At 38.0% G+C, this 19086-nt stretch carries 17 protein-coding genes; 14 read left to right on the top strand and 3 right to left on the bottom strand.

The features are described 5' to 3' along the window. Nucleotides 1–5: 5 nt before the first annotated feature. A complete protein-coding gene (locus tag SOLCA_RS09490) occupies nucleotides 6–947 on the bottom strand; it encodes a DUF58 domain-containing protein (RefSeq protein ID WP_014680229.1) in 942 nt (313 codons plus the stop codon). 343 nt (nucleotides 948–1290) lie between these two features. Between SOLCA_RS09490 and SOLCA_RS09485 the strand changes: the two genes are divergently transcribed. The 14 genes from SOLCA_RS09485 to miaA all read left to right on the top strand — a co-directional run bounded on the left by SOLCA_RS09485 (nucleotide 1291) and on the right by miaA (nucleotide 17514). Next, nucleotides 1291–2799 carry an arylsulfatase gene (locus SOLCA_RS09485; protein ID WP_014680228.1) on the top strand — a complete coding sequence of 503 codons (1509 nt, stop codon included), beginning with the start codon at nucleotides 1291–1293 and terminating at the stop codon, nucleotides 2797–2799. A gap of 52 nt (nucleotides 2800–2851) precedes the next feature. Beyond that, nucleotides 2852–3832, top strand: coding sequence for an HAD family hydrolase (locus SOLCA_RS09480; RefSeq protein WP_014680227.1), 981 nt, complete (start codon nucleotides 2852–2854; stop codon nucleotides 3830–3832). Between the two features lie 316 nt (nucleotides 3833–4148). Beyond that, nucleotides 4149–5681: an arylsulfatase gene (locus SOLCA_RS09470; protein WP_014680226.1), complete on the top strand. Its 1533-nt coding sequence runs from the start codon at nucleotides 4149–4151 to the stop codon at nucleotides 5679–5681. A gap of 52 nt (nucleotides 5682–5733) precedes the next feature. Then, nucleotides 5734–7188, top strand: a complete 1455-nt coding sequence (locus SOLCA_RS09465; protein ID WP_157604547.1) for a DUF1254 domain-containing protein — start codon at nucleotides 5734–5736, stop codon at nucleotides 7186–7188. A 62-nt stretch (nucleotides 7189–7250) separates the two neighbouring features. After that, nucleotides 7251–8726, top strand: a complete 1476-nt coding sequence (locus SOLCA_RS09460; protein ID WP_014680224.1) for a DUF1254 domain-containing protein — start codon at nucleotides 7251–7253, stop codon at nucleotides 8724–8726. Nucleotides 8727–8751: 25 nt separating this feature from the next. Further along, nucleotides 8752–9465 (top strand): DNA alkylation repair protein, encoded by a 714-nt coding sequence (locus SOLCA_RS09455; protein ID WP_014680223.1) that lies wholly within the window; start codon nucleotides 8752–8754, stop codon nucleotides 9463–9465. Between the two features lie 8 nt (nucleotides 9466–9473). After that, nucleotides 9474–10880 carry a DUF1254 domain-containing protein gene (locus SOLCA_RS09450; RefSeq protein WP_014680222.1) on the top strand — a complete coding sequence of 469 codons (1407 nt, stop codon included), beginning with the start codon at nucleotides 9474–9476 and terminating at the stop codon, nucleotides 10878–10880. Nucleotides 10881–10960: 80 nt separating this feature from the next. Then, nucleotides 10961–13387, top strand: coding sequence for a hypothetical protein (locus SOLCA_RS09445; RefSeq protein ID WP_014680221.1), 2427 nt, complete (start codon nucleotides 10961–10963; stop codon nucleotides 13385–13387). A gap of 40 nt (nucleotides 13388–13427) precedes the next feature. Then, a complete protein-coding gene (locus SOLCA_RS09440) occupies nucleotides 13428–14699 on the top strand; it encodes a BamA/TamA family outer membrane protein (protein WP_014680220.1) in 1272 nt (423 codons plus the stop codon). Nucleotides 14700–14827: 128 nt separating this feature from the next. Beyond that, nucleotides 14828–15154: a transporter family protein gene (locus tag SOLCA_RS09435; protein ID WP_042479592.1), complete on the top strand. Its 327-nt coding sequence runs from the start codon at nucleotides 14828–14830 to the stop codon at nucleotides 15152–15154. Then, nucleotides 15078–15287 (top strand): transporter, encoded by a 210-nt coding sequence (locus SOLCA_RS23940; protein WP_157604546.1) that lies wholly within the window; start codon nucleotides 15078–15080, stop codon nucleotides 15285–15287. The genes SOLCA_RS09435 and SOLCA_RS23940 overlap by 77 nt, the downstream gene beginning before the upstream one ends. Further along, nucleotides 15259–15567: a transporter gene (locus SOLCA_RS09430; RefSeq protein WP_014680219.1), complete on the top strand. Its 309-nt coding sequence runs from the start codon at nucleotides 15259–15261 to the stop codon at nucleotides 15565–15567. The genes SOLCA_RS23940 and SOLCA_RS09430 overlap by 29 nt, the downstream gene beginning before the upstream one ends. A gap of 176 nt (nucleotides 15568–15743) precedes the next feature. Further along, nucleotides 15744–16601 carry a hypothetical protein gene (locus SOLCA_RS22300; RefSeq protein ID WP_014680218.1) on the top strand — a complete coding sequence of 286 codons (858 nt, stop codon included), beginning with the start codon at nucleotides 15744–15746 and terminating at the stop codon, nucleotides 16599–16601. After that, complete coding sequence (miaA, locus tag SOLCA_RS09420; RefSeq protein ID WP_014680217.1) at nucleotides 16588–17514, top strand: tRNA (adenosine(37)-N6)-dimethylallyltransferase MiaA; 927 nt, start codon at nucleotides 16588–16590, stop codon at nucleotides 17512–17514. The genes SOLCA_RS22300 and miaA overlap by 14 nt, the downstream gene beginning before the upstream one ends. An 89-nt stretch (nucleotides 17515–17603) precedes the next feature. On the opposite strand, the gene SOLCA_RS09415 is transcribed toward miaA, so the two are convergent. Further along, a complete protein-coding gene (locus SOLCA_RS09415; RefSeq protein ID WP_014680216.1) occupies nucleotides 17604–18272 on the bottom strand; it encodes a response regulator transcription factor in 669 nt (222 codons plus the stop codon). A 52-nt stretch (nucleotides 18273–18324) separates the two neighbouring features. Beyond that, a complete protein-coding gene (locus SOLCA_RS09410) occupies nucleotides 18325–19080 on the bottom strand; it encodes a sensor histidine kinase (protein WP_014680215.1) in 756 nt (251 codons plus the stop codon). Nucleotides 19081–19086 lie beyond the last annotated feature (6 nt).

The raw sequence follows: 19086 nt of genomic DNA, 5'->3' as shown, positions 1-19086 counted from the left end.
AATGTTTATTTGGCAAACCATTTTCCGAACTGTTCAGCTACTGGCTCTTCTGTATTAATATGAATTACCGGAATCTTGAGACCAGATATCTTGTCAAAAAAATCATTACGACTATCTGAAAAGTGTTTATTGATTTTTCTTATCAAACTTTTTTGATTGTTTTTAACCCTGATCTGGCGTTTACCATTGCTATAAATAAACTCTTGTTCGGGCAACTGCCATTCAAATGGATCATATACATGGAACAGAATTACGTCATTATGCATTCGTAAATGAGCTAGATGTTCATAAGTTTCATTTTTCAATCGCCTGAAATCACTTACTAATGCAACCATCATGTTTTGAGAAGTAAGTGATGCTAATTGCTTAAGTATGTTCTCTGTGTATTTCTCACTTTCTGCACTATATGATTTGGTCTTTACTAGGTTTTGGTTATAGTCTGTAAGTACCTGAAGAAAGCGCGTTAGGGACGACTTCATTTTCGATGGGCGCAATAAAAAACTATCCGTTTCATTAAAAACAATGCCTCCAAAACGGTCACCATTGTCTAACGTGCTAAAGCCAATCAATGCACCCAACTCTGCCGCTACAACTGATTTTGTTTTATTAATTGTACCGAAAAACATACCTGAAGTTTGATCGACCATTACCAGCAAGACTTTGTCCTTTTCCTCATTAAAAACCTTAGTATGTGTTTTTCCGGTGCGAGCACTGATTTTCCAGTCGAGGTTGCGGATATCATCTCCAGGTACATAAATTCTTGAATCCTCGAAATCTAAACCTCGTCCGCGTATGTGAGAAAGATGTCTTCCGGCTAAAACAGTAGAAGAAAGCTGATGTAGAAAAAAGCGTAGTGATGATGAATGATATTGTTGCAGCAGTAAACTATCAAGTGTTACTGCCACCTCAGTTTTTGGTGTTTGTGTTTTTTTTTGAAAAGAGAGCATAGCGTTATTTAATGATACAAAGCTTCATAGTACTCTATATCAAAGTGATATACAGGAAATTAATAATAATTAATCAGTAAAAAAAATGAATAACATGAATATCGTGGAGGAGGATTGTTTTTTAATTAAGACAAATGATATAATGAATAACAATACCTGTTTTTAAATAAAATGTTGTTTTTGTTTGAATTAAAATTGTAAATTAATAGTTGTAATCAAAATTTACTTATGTGCTCTCATTCTGTAGTATCTCTTTACATTTCGTATTAGCTTTTTAAATACCGTTCCGGAGCGAATAAGTATTGCAAATCATTTCATAATGTTTAACAAATACTAAATTCTCATGATTAACGGAACGCGTCTCCTAAGGGTTATCAAAAGATCGATATACTCCTTTTCATTCGGATTACTTTTTCTTAATGCTTTCGAATCTCAAGCCCAAAAAAAGCCTAATATCCTGGTCATTTTTGGAGATGATATTGGCGTGTCAAATGTGAGTGCTTATAGCAGAGGGTTGATGGGATTTATGACTCCAAATATTGATAAGATAGGAGCAGAAGGTGGTGTCTTTGTAAATTATTATGGGCAACAGAGTTGTACGGCCGGAAGGGCCGCTTTTATAACGGGGCAATGTCCTTTTCGAACCGAATTAACTAAAGTTGGGCTACCAGGCTCGTCAATTGGCTTGCAAAAAGAAGATCCTACGATTGCCGAATTTTTAAAACCGCTAGGGTATGTATGTGGACAGTTTGGTAAAAACCACTACCTATATCATCTTAATCCTGAGGAAGAACCCGAAAGTCCGGATTATCCCAAAGACCCTGAGTTTAAGAAAAAATTCGGTCCGAGAGGAGTTTTGAAATCAACTGCTGATGGAAAAATAGAAGACACCGGACCATTAACCAAGAAAAGAATGGAAACGGTAGATGAAGAATTTTTTACAGCAGCAAAAGATTTTATTACCCGTCAGGTTAAGGCTGGAAAACCATTTTTTACTTGGTTTAATTCAACTCGAATGCATGTTTATACACATTTAAAACCAGCTTCACAGGGTAAAACTGATGCAGGCATCCAAGGAGATGGAATGGTTGAACATGATGCAATGGTTAGTGAACTCCTGAAAGTTTTAGATGAACTGGGCGTAGCAGATAATACAATTGTTATTTATACCTCTGGTAACGGAGCCATGAAAAATCAGTGGCCTGATGGTGGTGCATCTCCATTCCGTTCAGAAAAAGATACTAACTGGGAGGGTGCTTACCGTGTTCCTGCTTTAGTACGTTGGCCAGGCCATATTAAGCCAGGGACAAATTTAACAGAACTTTTTTCAGCAGAGGATTGGCTTCCTACACTTGTAGCTGCTACAGGAGATGATCAAAGTTTAACCACTAAGGTGAGGAACGGATTTCAGGCTGGTAGTAAAAACTTCAAAGTGTACCTGGATGGTTATAATCAGGTTGATTACCTAGAAGGAAAATCAGCCAAAAGCCCTCGTAAAGAATTTGTTTATTTTGATGATGACGGACATTTAGTTGCTTATCGAGATGAACGTTTCAAATATATTTTCTCCATTCAAAATGCTACCGGAATGGATATTTGGAGAAATCCAATGATGAACCTGCGTGCTCCGGTAATTATTGATTTAAAGTCAGATCCTTATGAATATTCTTATAGTGGTGCATCAGGTTATGATGATTGGTTAACCCATCATGCATACCTGATATTACCTGCAGTAGAGAAAGTAGGTGCTTATTTAGCTTCCTATCGACAGTTTCCACCACGTCAGCGACCTGCATCGTTTTCAATAGACCAGGTTATTGAAGAACTAAATAGAAATATTGGTAAGAAATAAGGAATCAGGGCAATCTTATTACTAATGAGATTGCCTTATTAATGTAAACGTTATGAAAGCTTTTTTAAGGTCGTTCTTCTTCCTGCTTTTCATTTTTCCGTTAAACCTATTAGCACAAGATCCCTTGCCCTCATGGAATGAAGGGGCAACAAAACAGTCCATTATCGATTTTGTGAAAGCTGTTACAACGGAGGGATCGGCTGATTTTGTACCCATACCTGAGCGTATAGCCATATTTGATAACGATGGAACATTATGGAGTGAACAACCGCTGTATTTTCAGTTTCTGTTTGCCGTGGATCAGGTTAAAGTATTGGCACCTAAACATCCGGAGTGGAAAACCAAGGAACCATTTAAATCGGTACTGGCCGGTAGTATGAAAGGTGCTTTGGCAGGAGGGGAGAAATCACTGCTGGCCATCATGATGGCGACCCATGCCGGAATGACTACTGATGTGTTTAACGCTTCTGTGAAAGAATGGATTGAATCCGCTCAACATCCAAAATTTAAGAAACTCTATACTGAATGTGTATTTCAGCCCATGTTAGAGGTTTTGACTTATCTACGTGCAAATGGGTTTAAAACATTTATTGTTTCGGGTGGAGATATTGATTTTATGCGTGTTTGGGCCGAACGGGTTTATGGAATTCCTCCGGAACAGATCGTGGGTACTAAAATGAAACTGAAATATCAGGTTGTTGATGGAGTCCCTTCTTTGTTACGAACTCCGGCTTTAAGCTTATTGGATGATAAAGAGGGAAAACCGGTAGGCATACACGAGCACATTGGTCGAATTCCGATCGCTGCTTTTGGAAATTCAGACGGCGATTTTCAAATGCTGGAATACACCACTTCTGCTTCAGGTAAACGATTAGGGTTAATCGTTCATCATGATGACGCCGATCGCGAGTTTGCTTATGATCGTCAGTCAAAAATAGGCACATTAAATAAGGGCTTAGATGAAGGGCCAAAAAGAGGCTGGATAATCATCAGCATGAAAAATGATTGGAAGAAGATTTTTTCATTTGAATAAGAAACATGCTCTCTAATAGTTTAGCTATATCTGTCGGTCTTCGGACCGGCAGGTATTATTTTTTGCAACAACATTCATCAGACTTTATGTAAAAACCATTTAAACGAATGACAAAACGCTCTCATTTTTTGACAAAATCCCCACCTGTTTTAGTTGCAAGTGATTCAGAAAAAGAATTATTAGAACCGGAATCTCAGTATAAAACGTGGATCCGGCATAAAATGATTAGAATCCAACAAAAAATGAAGCGGTTTTGCGATAATACTTTGGCCTTATTTAGGCAAAATCAATAGTTAAAAACAAAAGCAATAAGAATATGAAAAATGTCATCACAATTGGAAAATGCTTCATCGTTGCTTTAACAGTGATGATAAGCAATCAAATTTTTGCCCAAAAGAAACCCAATATTTTGGTGATTATGGGAGATGATATTGGATGGTTTAATCCAAGTTGTTATAACCGGGGGATGATGGGGTTTACCACACCCAATATTGATCGTATTGCATCCAGTGGGGCCTTGTTTACTTCCTGGTACGGCCAGCAAAGCTGTACTGCAGGGCGGGCTGCTTTTATAACCGGACAATCACCTATCCGTACCGGATTAACTAAAGTAGGGATGCCTGGTGCTGATATTGGCTTAAGGGGTGAAGATCCTACCATAGCAGAATACTTAAAAACGTTAGGTTATTCTACAGGTCAATTCGGAAAAAATCACTTGGGTGATAAAGATGAATTTTTGCCCACAAAACATGGATTCGATGAGTTTTTTGGAAATCTCTACCACCTAAATGCAGAAGAAGAACCGGAAGATCCTGATTACCCTAAAATGCCTGAATTCAAAAAGAAATTTGGACCACGTGGTGTGATCAAATCTTCCGCAGATGGAAAAATTGAAGATACCGGGCCTCTTACCAAAAAACGGATGGAAACAGTAGACGAGGAGTTTACCAGTGCAGCTATTGATTATATGGATAGACAGGTAAAAGCTGGTAAGCCTTTCTTTTGTTGGTATAACTCAACTCGTATGCACGTATTTACTCACTTGGGTCCAAAATACGACGGAAAAACAGGGTTGGGGTTACAAGCCGATGGCATGACTGAACATGATGATAATGTTGGCAGGCTTCTGGACGAATTAGATAAATTAGGTATAGCCGAAAATACCATAGTTGTATATACAACCGATAATGGAGCAGAAGTAATGACTTGGCCTGATGGAGGTGTTACTCCTTTCAAAGGTGAAAAAGCGACAAACTGGGAGGGTGGTTTTAGAGTGCCGGCTTTAATTCGTTGGCCAAATGTTATTAAGCCTGGAACCGTTTATAATGAGATGTTTTCTCATGAAGATTTCCTTCCGACCTTTTGTGCTGCTGCAGGAGATGCTGATGTAGTTTCTAAAACGCTTAATGGATATAAACTCGGAAGTAAAACGGCAAAAGTTCATCTTGATGGCTATAATTTAATTCCTTTCTTTAAAGGTGAAGTGAAAGAATCGCCTCGTAAAGAATTCATTTATTGGAGCGATGATGGTGATATCTTTGCTATCCGCTATAATCGATGGAAGATTGTTTTTTTAGAACAAAATCATACTGGACTCGACGTATGGATGAAGGGGTTTGAAAAACTTCGGTTTCCTAAAGTGTTCGATATTTATGCTGATCCTTTTGAACGCGGCGATGAATCAATTATGTACAACTTGTGGTTGGTTCACCACGCACCTATGACTTACGGATCACAAGCTTTGGTAGGACAATGGCTCCAATCCTTTAAACAATATCCTCCCAGACAAAAACCTGCTAGTTTTAATTTAGATGAAGTGATGCGAAAGTTAAGCACTCCGTCAAATTAATAGATAAGTGTCACATTTACAACGACTAATACAAGTCATTGCCAGAATGATTATGAAAGAAACTATTGTTCTTTATGGTTTATCAATTTTATTGCTCACAGGATGCAATAAAGCTGCTGAAAATAAAAGAGATGTTAATAATAAAAAAGACACAACATCTCAAGCATTTAAGCCCGCTAACGCCAATGAGCAAGCTATCTATAGTCGTGCATTTAATGCAGTAATATGGGGTATGCCGGCTGTCAACTCTGAATTAATGCACGAAAGCCTACTGAAAGCAAAAGGGGATTATAACCAAGTGGTGTATTGGTCGGGATTAATTAATGCAAACAATCAAACACTAACGCCTAACCCGGATGTCATTTATATTAATCCATTTTATGACACCCGAAAAGGTCCGGTAGTTTTGGAAATACCTCCTGCAAAGGGTGCGTCTTCCATTACCGGTTCAATAGATGATGGTTGGCAAACGGCTATAGAGGATGTTGGCCCGGCAGGTGTTGATAAAGGTAAAGGTGGGAAATATTTGATTCTTCCTCCGGGATATAAGGATAAAGTACCTGCCGGTTATTTTCCCATGCCTTCATCCACTTATACCGGGTTTATTATACTACGTTCAAATCTAACAGATGGTAGCAAGCAAGATATAGTCCGGGCAGTTGATTATGGAAAGAAAGTTAAGATTTATTCATATTCACAAGCAGCCAATCCTCCTCAAACAACATTTGTTGATTTATTGCAAGTGCCGTTTGATAACATTATTCCTTACGATCTTCGCTTTTTTGAAACATTGAACACCTTTATTCAACGCGAACCATGGTTAACTCGAGATATGGCGATGGTCGATCAACTCAAAACCATTGGCATTGAAAAAGGAAAAGCTTTTAATCCTGATGCCCGTACCAAAGAAATTCTTACAACTGCAATAACAGATGCTCATAAATGGCTCAACGAAAAATATGAAGCTGTATTTGATCCACCGTTTTATGAAGGAACACATTGGGCTATCCCGGCAAAACCGGAAATGATCAAAGCAATGTCAGAAAACTATGCAGATCCCAATAATTACCCGGTTGATGGTAAGGCCGTAGCGTATACAATGGCTTATTTCAGTGTTAAGCATTTGGGATCCGGTCAGTTTTACTTGCTTACTATAAAAGATAGCAATGGTAAATCATTTGATGGTTCTAAACAGTATCGGTTGCATTTACCGGCTAAAGTACCTGTAAAGTTGTATTGGTCTGTAACCGTATACGATCGTAATACACACGCATTATTAAAAGGAGTATCTCATTTTAGTAAGGCTTCGACAACTCCCGGGATTCAAAAAAATGAAGATGGATCAGTAGATCTTTACTTCGGACCAAAAGCACCGGATGGGAAAGAGTCTAATTGGGTACCGACTGATCCTAAACGAGAATTTGAATTATTGGCTCGTTTTTATGGTCCTGAAAAAGGATTTTTTGATAAGGTATGGAAAATGGGAAATGTAGAAGAAATGAAATAACCAAATTGACGAACGTATTAGTGTTAAAAGTTAATTAAATCATAATTAGTTAAAGTTATATTATGAAAATGTTTTTCGTGTTAGTTCCTTTTGTTGTGCTCTTGTCATGTAAGCAACAGTCTAAAAATGAAAAGGAAAGCAATAAAATTATTCAAACAGCAGCATCGGAGCTTGAGCCTATCCAGATAAAAATGGACGGAGAACTGCCAGCAAAAGAGTCAGTTCCTATTTTATTTGATGAAATGGATTATCAACAAGCTACACAATGTTATTTGTGGGCATTTCCATTAGTATCTTTTGCATCAGAAATGGAAACACAGGAGAAAGTTTTTGGGGCGACATCAAATGATCTAGTGTTATATAACACTTACGAAGACAAGCTGGGCATTTTAACTGCCAATGCTACTACACCGTATATTTTGTCTTTTTTTAATCTTGCTAAAACAGGTCCTATGGTGATAGAAATGCCTCCTGGAGCTATTGCTGGTGGTTTAACAGATTGCTGGCAGCGAGAGATCATTGCGATTGGTGAAGCAGGCCCTGATAAAGGTAATGGAGGGAAGTTTATTTTTTATCCTCCCGGATCGGTAGCAGATAAATTGCCTGGATACTTTAATGTAACTTGTCCTACTATGAATATTTGGTTTGGCCTGCGTGCACTAGATCCTGACCCTAAAAAAGATGAAGCACTAGTAAATGCAGTAAAACTCTATCCATATTCACAACGAAACAATTCACCTCAAACAAAAGTAATTTCGCCAGGAGGGAAAAAATATCTTATGGCCCCGCCTCAAGGCTTAGAATATTGGAAAAGACTTTATGACATCTTACAGAACGAGCCGGTTGAAGAACGTGACCGCTTGTTTATTGCCTGGTTAGATAACCTGGGTATTAAGATTGGTAAGCCTTTTAATCCCTCAGAAAGTCAAAAGAAAATACTGACTGCTGCTGCCGATAGAGGGCATTTGATGGCTATTGCCAATTCGTTTAAGAAACGTTTTGAAAATGCTCGACATTGGTCAGATAGAGAATGGGATTATCCAATGGTTATCAGTGATCCATCTCAACGAGCTCAAAACTATGATGAGTTCTTTCAACGAACTTCTTACTTCTATGAGGCGGTTGGCTATTCAAAAGCTATGATCAGCAAAACGCCTAATTTTGGACAAGCCTATCTCGCCACGTATGCTGACAAAGATGGAAATTGGCTGGATGGAGCAAAATCCTATCATTTAAGGATGCCTGCAAATCCTCCGGCCGCAAATTTTTGGTCTGTGACCATTTATGATGCAGCTACTCGTTGCCTAATCGATAATCCACAGAAGAATGCCGACTTATCTTCAAGAAAAGATTTACTTAAGAACAATGACGGATCAGTAGACCTGTATTTTGGCCCAACAGCTCCGGCAGGGAAAGAAAAGAACTGGGTACAGACAATTCCTGGAAAACATTGGTTTACTTATGTGCGCTTTTATGGTCCAACTAAGGCTTATTTTGATAAAAGCTGGAAAATGGATGATATTGAAGAAATGAAATAGTTTGAAAATCTATATGATATAATGAATGAACCTAACAGCTGAAAACTTTATCCAAAGACTTCAATTACTTCAATCGGATAAAGAAAAAGAAAAAATACAACGCTACTTTAAAACAGGGGAAGGACAATACAGTGAACAGGATGTGTTTATGGGAGTGAAAATGGGACAACTCTTTGAATTGGCCAAAGGGTTTGGGGAAATGCCAATAGAAGAGATTGAAAAATTGTTGGACAGTGAGATTCATGAAGTCAGGGCGGGGGCTATTAGTATCATGGATAAAGCCTCGCGCAGTAAAAAGATTGCACCGGAAAGGTTAAAAGATTTTTATGAATTGTACATGCGCAGGCATGATCGGATAAACAATTGGGATTTGGTTGATTTAGGCTGTTTGTATATGACAGGAAGTTATCTTTTCGATAAACCACGGGATATTTTGTATCAGTTAGCGGTTTCGGCAAATTTATGGAAAAGGCGAACGGCCATATTAAGTACCTGCTATTTTATAAGAAAGGGTGATGTTAATGACACTTTTAAGATTGGTGAATTATTAGTAAATGATTCAGAAGATATTGTTCAAAAAGCTGCAGGCTGGATGTTACGTTTTGCGGGTGCAAAGGATAAAAAAAGACTTTTGCATTTTTTAGATAAACATGCGACAACCATGCCCCGAATATTATTACGTAGTGCGATTGAACAGTTTGATAAAAAAGAAAAAGAGTATTACATGAAACTGAAATAAAAACAACTATGAAAAAAACGCTCTCTATTTTGTTACTTATTCTTGTGCTTTATTCTTGTAAGCAAAATAAAAAGGAAAACAAGGAAAGTTCTTCGACAGATAAAGTTGATACCGCTGTTGTTCAAACAGCAAAGGATGCATTCGTATTTAGTGTTCCTCTTGTATTGATGGACATTACACGTAGAAAGATGAACGATGGAAATAATAAAGATGCAGCTGCGATTAATTCATTTTTCCATAAATCTTCCTTTCCCGATGCGCATTTTCGTGATGTAGTAAGACCCAATGCTGATACTTATTATTCTACCGCTTCATTAGATCTGTCTGTTGAACCTTTGGTGTTATCACTTCCGGATACGCATGGCCGATACTACATGATGCCAATGTTAGATGCATATACGAATGTTTTTACGTCTCCGGGCAGTAGAACCACAGGTACTAAAGCTAATACATTCTTGATAACCGGTCCTGGTTGGAATGGCACCGTCCCTTCGCAAATGAAGCAAATAAAAGCTCCCACCAATATGGTTTGGATCATTGGCCGTACGCAGGTAAACAGTAAAGAGGATGGTGACAAGGTGGTGGTACCTCTTCAACGTCAGTACAAGTTGGTACCGTTAAGTTACTGGGGTAAAAGTTATACTCCGCCTAAGGCCACACCTGATTCAACTCTCAGTAAAGTAGGCCCAAATGAAATTGTGCAAGCCATGCCAATTGATGAGTTTTTTAATTATAGCAATCAACTAATGGTAAAAAATCCACCATCGGCAGCAGATAAACCCATGCTTGATAAATTCGCTACGCTAGGGATTACTCCTGGAGGAAAATTTGACCTCGGCAAATTTAATGAGGCTACTCGTGAAGCCTTGAAAAAAATACCTGCTGATTTCTTTGCTATTGCCAATGATTTTTTCACTAAGCCAAAAGGTTTAGTAAATGGGTGGAATCCTATGAAAGGCACAATCGGTAGTTATGGTACCGATTATAGTTCAAGAGCTTTTATAGCTATTGGAGGGTTAGGAGCTAATTTACCTGAAGATGCGATATACCCTTCTACATTTTCTGATGGTCAAGGTAATTCCCTTAATGGTGCCAATAACTATGTTATTCGGTTTGAAAAAGGCCAAACACCACCTGCTAATGCATTTTGGTCAGTAACCATGTACGATCCACAGGGGTACATGGTTGAAAATCCGATCAATCGTAATGCTATTGGCGATAGAAGTAATCTTAAGACTAACACTGATGGCTCTACAGATATCTATATACAACATAATTCTCCCGGAAAAGATAAAGAAAGTAACTGGTTGCCAGCTCCGGCAGGGGATTTTAACCTACTGTTGCGTGTCTATTGGCCTAAGAAAGAAATGATCGACGGTACCTATAAAATTCCTTCGGTAAACAAGATTAATTGATAAGCTAGTTTATTGATTTTCAATGTTTGAAATGGTAAATTAATAGAAGTTAAAATGCTTTAATTTTAATTATACAATTTATGAGAATCCTCATTCGAAGAACATTTTTCAATACAACTATAATTATTGGATTATTAAGCATTGTTTTAGTCGCTGAGGCCTGCAAGCATGAGAAGAAAGATGGAGTGGTAAGTGGTAAAGCTGCAGATACTACAGATCAAACGAAAGACTTGGGATGGCCGAGGGAAATAATCAAAGATGGAGATACTTTAACCTACTACCAGCCTCAGGTTGATGATTGGAAAGATTTTAAGATATTATCTGCGAGAGTAGCTTTTTCCTTAAAACCGAAGGGAGAAAAAGAAGCTTTAGGAGTTGCATCCATTAGTGCTGAAACAATGGTGGATAAAGAGAATCACACCGTCTATTTAAAAAAGATTGGTGCGGATGATGTTCGTTTTCCGGCACTTGATGATACTCGATCAGCTAAAATGACTGGCCTGTTTAAAGAATTGGTCCCTAAATCAGGCGACCCTATTTCAGTCGATCGGGTAATGGCTGATTTGGAGAAAGGTAAAATACAAACAAAGGCGGTTGCCGTAAAAAATGATCCTCCTCCAATATTCTACAGCCAAAAACCGGCAATTCTATTGATCGTAGAAGGTAATCCTGTATTGGCACCTATTGAAAAAAATAGCATGCAATATGTGGTTAACACCAATTGGGATCTCTTTTTCGAAAAAACAAGTAAGAGTTATTACCTCTTGGTCGACCATATGTGGTTAACGTCCAAAGATTTAAAAGGGAATTGGACTCTTACAACCAAACTTCCTGCCGACATGGACAAACTGCCATCGGGCGAAAACTTTGATGAGGTTAAAAAAATGATTCCGCCTAAAGTTGGTGGTGTAGCTCCCAATATATTTTTTAGCAGCTCACCTGCCGAATTGATTTTGGTAGAAGGAGATCCCAAGTTTGTTAAGATCCCCAATACGCAGTTAATGTATATTGATAATACAGATAATGATGTGTTTGCTTCTGAGCAAAATGGGTTATACTACGTATTGCTTTCTGGTAGATGGTTTTCATCAAAATCATTAACAGGACCCTGGGTTTACGCAGGAAACTCCTTGCCGGCCGATTTTACTAAAATTCCTGAAGATTCTCCAAGAGGTAATGTATTGGCCTCAGTTCCGGGTACGCAACAGGCTTCTGATGCTGTAATGTTGGCGCAGATTCCAACAACGGCGGTGGTAAACAAAGCTGAAGTGGAGAAAAAAGTAAAGGTTAATTACGACGGAACCCCGGTGTTTAAGCCAATTTCCGGAACGTCACTGCAGTATGCAACCAATACACAAGAAAAAGTAATTAAGGTTGGTGACTTATATTATTTGTGCTTTCAAGGAGTTTGGTTTATGTCGACCACCGCAACCGGACCCTGGAAAACTGCCGATTCTGTACCTAAAGAAATTTATACTATTCCTCCAAGTTCTCCGGTCTATAATGTTACCTACGTAACACAAACAAATGCTACTCCAACCACTGTTGAAAGCAGCACGACTGGGGGGTACCTCGGTGTGTTTGTTATTGGAATGGCTTTAGGTGCGTGCCTTACCTACGGAACAGGTTATTACTATCCTCCTTATGTTTACTGGGGCCCGTATCCTTATCCGGTTTATCGTCCATGGCCTTGTACTTATGGTGCAGGAGTAGTTTACAATCCATGGACAGGTGGATATGTTGCCGGCCGACGTGTCTATGGTCCTTATGGTGCAGCCGGAACTTCTGCCTGGTATAATCCGGTAACAGGTCGTTACGGTCGCTCTGCAAGTGTTCAGGGGTGGTATGGAGGAAGAACGGTGGCTCAGGCATACAATCCCTGGACGGGTGGATATGCTGCTACTTCACAAGGGCACAATGCTTATGCCCAATGGGGAAGTTCAGTTGCAACCCGTGGAGGACAATGGGTACAAACAGGGCATGTGACTACACGATATGGTACCACCACAGGTTACCGTACTTCAAGCGGACAATCGGGAGTAGTTACTCATGGTATTAATGGAGGTACCTCGGTTCGTACTAATAACGGTATTTATGCAGGCAAAGACGGTAATGTTTACCGGAAAGATAATAATGGCAACTGGCAACATTATAATAATAAAGATGGCGGCTGGACACAAGCAGGTACATTAGGTAGTACTCAGCATAAGCCTGCAACAGCGGGAACTAACCAACAAAGACCTGCACAAACAGCCGATGCTGATAGGCAACGTAATTTAGCAGGCAAAACAGAACAACACCCATCGATTCCTGAAAGAACTGGTAGCAATCCAATCGGAGGTACAGGTGGAGTGCAACGAGAGCCTGAAAACAGAGGGTTTCAAAATCCTACAAATGAGCATACATTTCAGAATCTGGATCATTCTGTCTCTGCCCGCGAACGCGGCCAAACGCAAACGGAACGCTTTCAAAGACAGGGTAGAGCTGGTGGTTTCAGAAGACATTGATTAACAATGCTTAATGAAAAATACATCTAATTAGTTTTTTATGGTCAAACTTGTAAAGCCTGACTACTCAAAATATCTGCTTATCGTACTGATCCTGTTCATTAGTTATGGCTTTACTAATGCTCAATCGATAACCGATTCATCAAAGGTATACCCAATAAAAGATATTGGTGATGTGCTGTTCAAAAAGAAGAAACAGGATACTTCAAGAACTGCCAGATCAAAGAACAGTTTCTTTTTGGCCATACCTGTAATAGCATCTCAGCCTGCTACCGGTTTTATGTTTGGGTTAACGGGGCAATATACTTTTAAAGGGAAAAAACCGGAAGATAAGTATTCAACCATTAATGCAAGTATCACTTATACAACTAAAAATCAATGGTTGATCAATGTTAAGAATAATGTTTTGCTATCTAATAACAAGATTTTTCTGAGTGGCGACTGGCGTTTTTATATTTTCTCACAGCCCAATTATGGGTTAGGAACGGATATTATTCCCAAACGTGGAGAAGATGAGGGTTTTGAGATCGATTCTATAGCGCAACCGATGGATTATAATTATTTAAAATTCCATCAAACAGCGTCATGGTCTGTGGCCGAAAACTTTTATGTAGGGGCAGGAATCCACTTGGATGGGTATACGTCAATTAAGGATATTGATCTTGATACCGCCAATCAGCGTTATACAGCGCATTATGAATACAACCATAAATATGGTTTTGCTCCAACGAATTATTACGTAAATGGGGTTAGTTTAAATTTGCTATATGATTCAAGAGATAATCAGATCAATGCCAATCATGGCTGGTATGGGAATATCAATTTTCGTATAAATCCTAAAATAGGTAAAAACCAATACAATAGCACAGTGCTATTTGCAGAAGTTCGATACTTTGTGCCATTAAGTAAAACTAATCTCCAGCACGTGTTTGGAGTATGGGCCTATGGCAATTTTGTAACAGGAGGTAAAATACCTTACCTTAATTTACCATCTATCGGCTGGGATCAGCGTAGTAGAAGTGGAAAAGGATATACCCAAGGTTTATTTAGGGGAAACAATCTTGTTTATCTCGAAACTGAGTATCGTTTTCCAATTAGTAAAAACCAATTGTTTAGTGGTACCGTATTCGCCGATTTTACGACTACCAGTGATAAAGATCGTGACTTAAAATTGTTTAAATCTATCCAACCGGCATTTGGTGTTGGATTCAGGATATTGCTTGATAAAGCAACCCGTACAAACCTGATCCTAAACTATGCCTGGGGCCACAAATCAAAAGCTTTTTACTTAAATGCAGGAGAATCATTTTAACCTGTACTAAACTAATTTCATGTATGCTCTCTTATGAAAAAGATAGTTAACCTTTTAACGTACTGCATCCTATTCATTAATTTCTTTTTTTCTGTTTCAGCTTTGCACAGCTAAAAGGTGGAAATATTTTGGGTGATCTCGGCCTGAATGCAGGAACGCAAGGCCCGCCTTCTATCAATGTTTTTCTTCCGGTTTATTATTACACTACCGGAAAATATGCCATTGATAACGATGCTTCCATAAATACAGACCTTAATACTTTTCTTACCGGATTAGGAGTAACAGGGATAACGAATGTTAAAGTGCTTGGGGGTAACTGGGGATTTAACACCATCTTAATTCCTTTTGCATCAAATAAAGTGGAAGGTAACTTAGTAAATGCAAATTCGAGTTTTTGCTTTTACAGATATTTACCTGCAGCCAATACAATTGGGTTGGCATACAAAAAGTGCTGACTTCACAGTCGACTATGGCATGTTTATCCCTACAGGTAAATACACATTAGGTGGAGAAAACTCGGGTTTAGGAATGTTTATAAACGAGTTTTCTGCAAGGAGGTTTGGCAAAAACTATCTACAAGCCGGTTGAGGGAAGTCCAATACCAAAGATTTTTAATGCGGACATTATTTATTACATGCAATTTAAAGTAAGTGAAGACGAAATTCCTATTGGTAATCTTGATTTTGGAGGCGATAAGGATCATATTTTTGGAGCGGGTTTAGAGGGGAGGGTTTTTCTGCCTAAAAGTAGATTGATGATTGCTGCTCGTTGGATAACTGAATTTGGTGCTAAAAATAGATTTCAAGGAAACATGTTCTTCCTTAATTTCATTTACAATATCAAATCATTTCATAAGGCTAAAGATTAATTGGTTAATCTGAATTATGTTATAGTATTCAGGTTTATTAATTGAAATCCAAACGTTATGAAATGGGCTTTATAAATTTGGCTGGCTTTGCTGAGTTATAGAAAAGGAAAATAGAAGATGAATGTCCCTCATTTTTTCGTTTATTTATGCACCTTTGCAATAATTAGTACTTGTGAATGCCGGCAATCGATTCTTTTTTTCAATGGTTTCAAACTAGTTTTTCATCTTTCAAAAGTGTATTTACGGAATATGCTTTTGGAAAATTAATACTTTTTGATGAAAAGAAGTTAGGCTTTTTGTTTGTTGAGATTGATTCTTTTAGTACGAGTACGAATAATTTAAATGATCTGATAACGTTAGTTGATAATTACCGGCTAAATGGTATTCAAACAGTTTGTATTTGGGAAGATGTTTGGCAGCTAAAACAAGAACTCGTTAAAGGAAGAATAAACACGTTAATTGGCGTTTCAAAACGTATTCATGGCAGAGCTACAAAAGTAAGAAAGATCACTAAACCTGAACTTGAATCATTTCTGCTGGAAAATCATTTGCAAAATCCAACTCAGGCAAAATTTAAATACGGACTTTTTCATCAGGAGAAATTAGTGGCTGTTTGCTCTTTCAGTGCAGGTACGCCTATGCCCAAAAGAGGAGTTAATTACAAATCGTATGAATTAATTCGTTTTGCGAGTTTAAGCGGTTATACCGTTGTTGGTGGCTTAAGCAAATTGTTGAAACATTTTATTAATGAAGTGAAGCCAAGTGATATCATGACGTACGCTGATAGAGATTGGTCTATTGGGAAAAGTTATGAAAAACTCGGATTTAAATTTGAAACGATTACTGAGCCGCAATTTTTTTGGTTAAGTAAAGGAAGCTGGGTGAGGTATTATCCTAACAGGATACCAGAAGAAATTATGGCCGAAAAGGAAGCAGATGTAACGGAGGAGGCTTATTTACTAAGCAATGGTTTTGTTAAAGTTTACAATACAGGAAATATAAAGTATCGTTTATTGGTGGATGATGGAAAGTAAGGATTTGATTATTGTTCTTGGACCGACAGCTTCAGGTAAAACACGTTTGGCAGTTCAGTTGGCAAAGGAAATTAATGGTGAAATAATCAGTGCGGATTCTCGTCAGGTGTACAAAGATATGAATATCGGTACAGGTAAGGATTTAGAAGAATATATTGTGCAGGGTGAGGCTATTCCTTATCACCTAATTAATATTAGGGAAGCAGGTGAGGAGTATAACATTTTTGAGTTTCAGAAGGATTTTGCACTTGCTTATGATTCGATTATGGCCAAAGACAAAATGGCTATTCTGTGTGGAGGAACTGGACTTTATATTGATGCTATCTTAAAAAATTATAAGTACACCGCCATCCCGATTGATCCGGAATTAAGGAGTCAACTTCATGATCTATCAAAAGAAGAGTTGTTAAAGTTATTTCAGCGATTGCCATCATCCTTTACTGAATTGGCTGATATTTCAACAAACAAACGTTTGATCAGGGCTATTGAAATTGGAACCTATTTACAAAAGAATCAACTAAATGCTGACGAAAAAACTCCACTGAAAACCAAAACCATTGGTATAGATATTTCCAGGGAATCCCGAAGGCAACGCATCTCGGATCGTTTGCACTCACGATTACAAAATGGAATGGTGGAAGAGGTAAAGGCGTTACTTAACAGGAATATTCCTCCTGAAAAAATAATCTATTATGGTCTGGAATATAAATTCATAACTCAATACTTGATTGGAGAGCTTTCTTATGACGATATGGTAGATCGTTTAGAAGCAGCCATACATCAATTCGCCAAAAGACAAATGACCTACTTCCGAAAAATGGAAAAGGACGGAGCTGTTATTAATTGGATTAACGGAGAGTTATCGGTAGAGGAGCAGTTAGAGGAAGCAAAAAGGTTAATAGTTCATAGTTAATAGTTCATGGATCATATAGTTAATAGTTCATAGATTCATAGGGCTATGAACCATGATCTATGAACCATAATCTAAAAGATCTAACAAATCTAATCCAAAATCTCTTCTTCTGTAATAAGCTGATTTCTTAGTGCGTATACCACAACACCGGCAGTGTTTTTAACATTCATTTTTTCAAGGATACGCATGCGGTAACCTTCCACCGTACGTTTACTTAAAAACACCTTATCTGCTATTTCTTGAGCAGTTAACTGTTTGCAAATGAATTTAATAATATCAATCTCCCGGTCGTTAAATTCAATTTGATGTTGTTTTTGAGCCTGTTTACTTTTAGCAATCATTTTTACCAGCTTCATAGAAGCTGCTTCACAAAAATAGTTGCCATCATCAAAAACGGTTTTAATAGCTTCAATGATCTCATTTTTATGAGCATTTTTTAATAAATACCCTTTTGCGCCGGCATCAAACATTTCGGCAATCAGGTTATCCTCATCAAACATTGAAAGCGCAATTATTTTAACAGAAGGATATTTATCTACAATAACCTTTGTAGCCTCAATGCCATCCATCATAGGCATTTTGATATCAGTAATAACTACATCTGGCCCATGAATCCCGATTTTGTTGATGAGATCAACTCCGTTAATAGCCTGGTCTACTAAATTAAATTCTTTTTCTTTTTTCAGGACCAAGCTTAGTCCATCACGAAAAATTTCATGGTCGTCTGCAATAATAATTTTAATTTCTTGGGAATTCATAGAGCATTAATGTTGTAAGCACGTAAATGTACTTAAATAGTTGGAGTTTGAATCAATGGTATTTCAAAAAGGTAAGCGATACCTTGATTAGGTGAGCTTTTCTGAAAAGATGTCCTCCCATGACTTCCACACGGCTTTCAAGGTTCTTTAACCCAAGTCCGCCATCCTTACTTACGTCCTTATTTTTCATGCTGTCAAAATCGAAGCCCTTTCCGTTGTCACGGGTTTGAATAAGCAGTTGGTTGCTTTCTTTTTTCAATTTGACAATAAGCTGTGTCGCACCCGAATGTTTAATGGTATTGTTAACAATTTCTTGGATAATTCGAAAAATGTTGATTTCCATGTCTTTATCAAGAGATAAAGACGCCGCTTCACATGAATAGCTAATTTTTACATTATTCTGGTTATCAACCTTTGCAATAAATTCAGCAATAGCCGCATCAAGTCCTTTTCTTACCAAGGTGTTGGGCATAAGATTATTCGATATTTGCCTGATGTTTTGCATAATATCGTCAATATGGGCACCCGCTTTATAAATGGTTTCTTCATCTTCTGCTGCTACATCAATACTATTGATATAAAGTTTCACGGATGAAACTAATGGCCCGATACCATCATGCAGCTCAGAGGCCACCCTTCGGCGCTCATTCTCAAGCGTATTAATTTCAGCATTAATACGTTCCTTTTGCAAAGTAATAAACCTACGTTGGTAAAGAATTAATGAGGTGATGAAGTAGATGATGATAATGCTGAAAAGCACAATAGCGACAATAATAGCAAGATATAGTTCTTTTTCCTTTGGATCCATTACAAA

The sequence above is a fragment of the Solitalea canadensis DSM 3403 genome (genome assembly GCF_000242635.2).
GTDB classification, from domain to species: Bacteria; Bacteroidota; Bacteroidia; order Sphingobacteriales; family Sphingobacteriaceae; genus Solitalea; species Solitalea canadensis.
The sequence above is the reverse complement of the archived record's forward strand: the minus strand, read 5'-3'. Positions and strand labels throughout refer to the sequence as shown.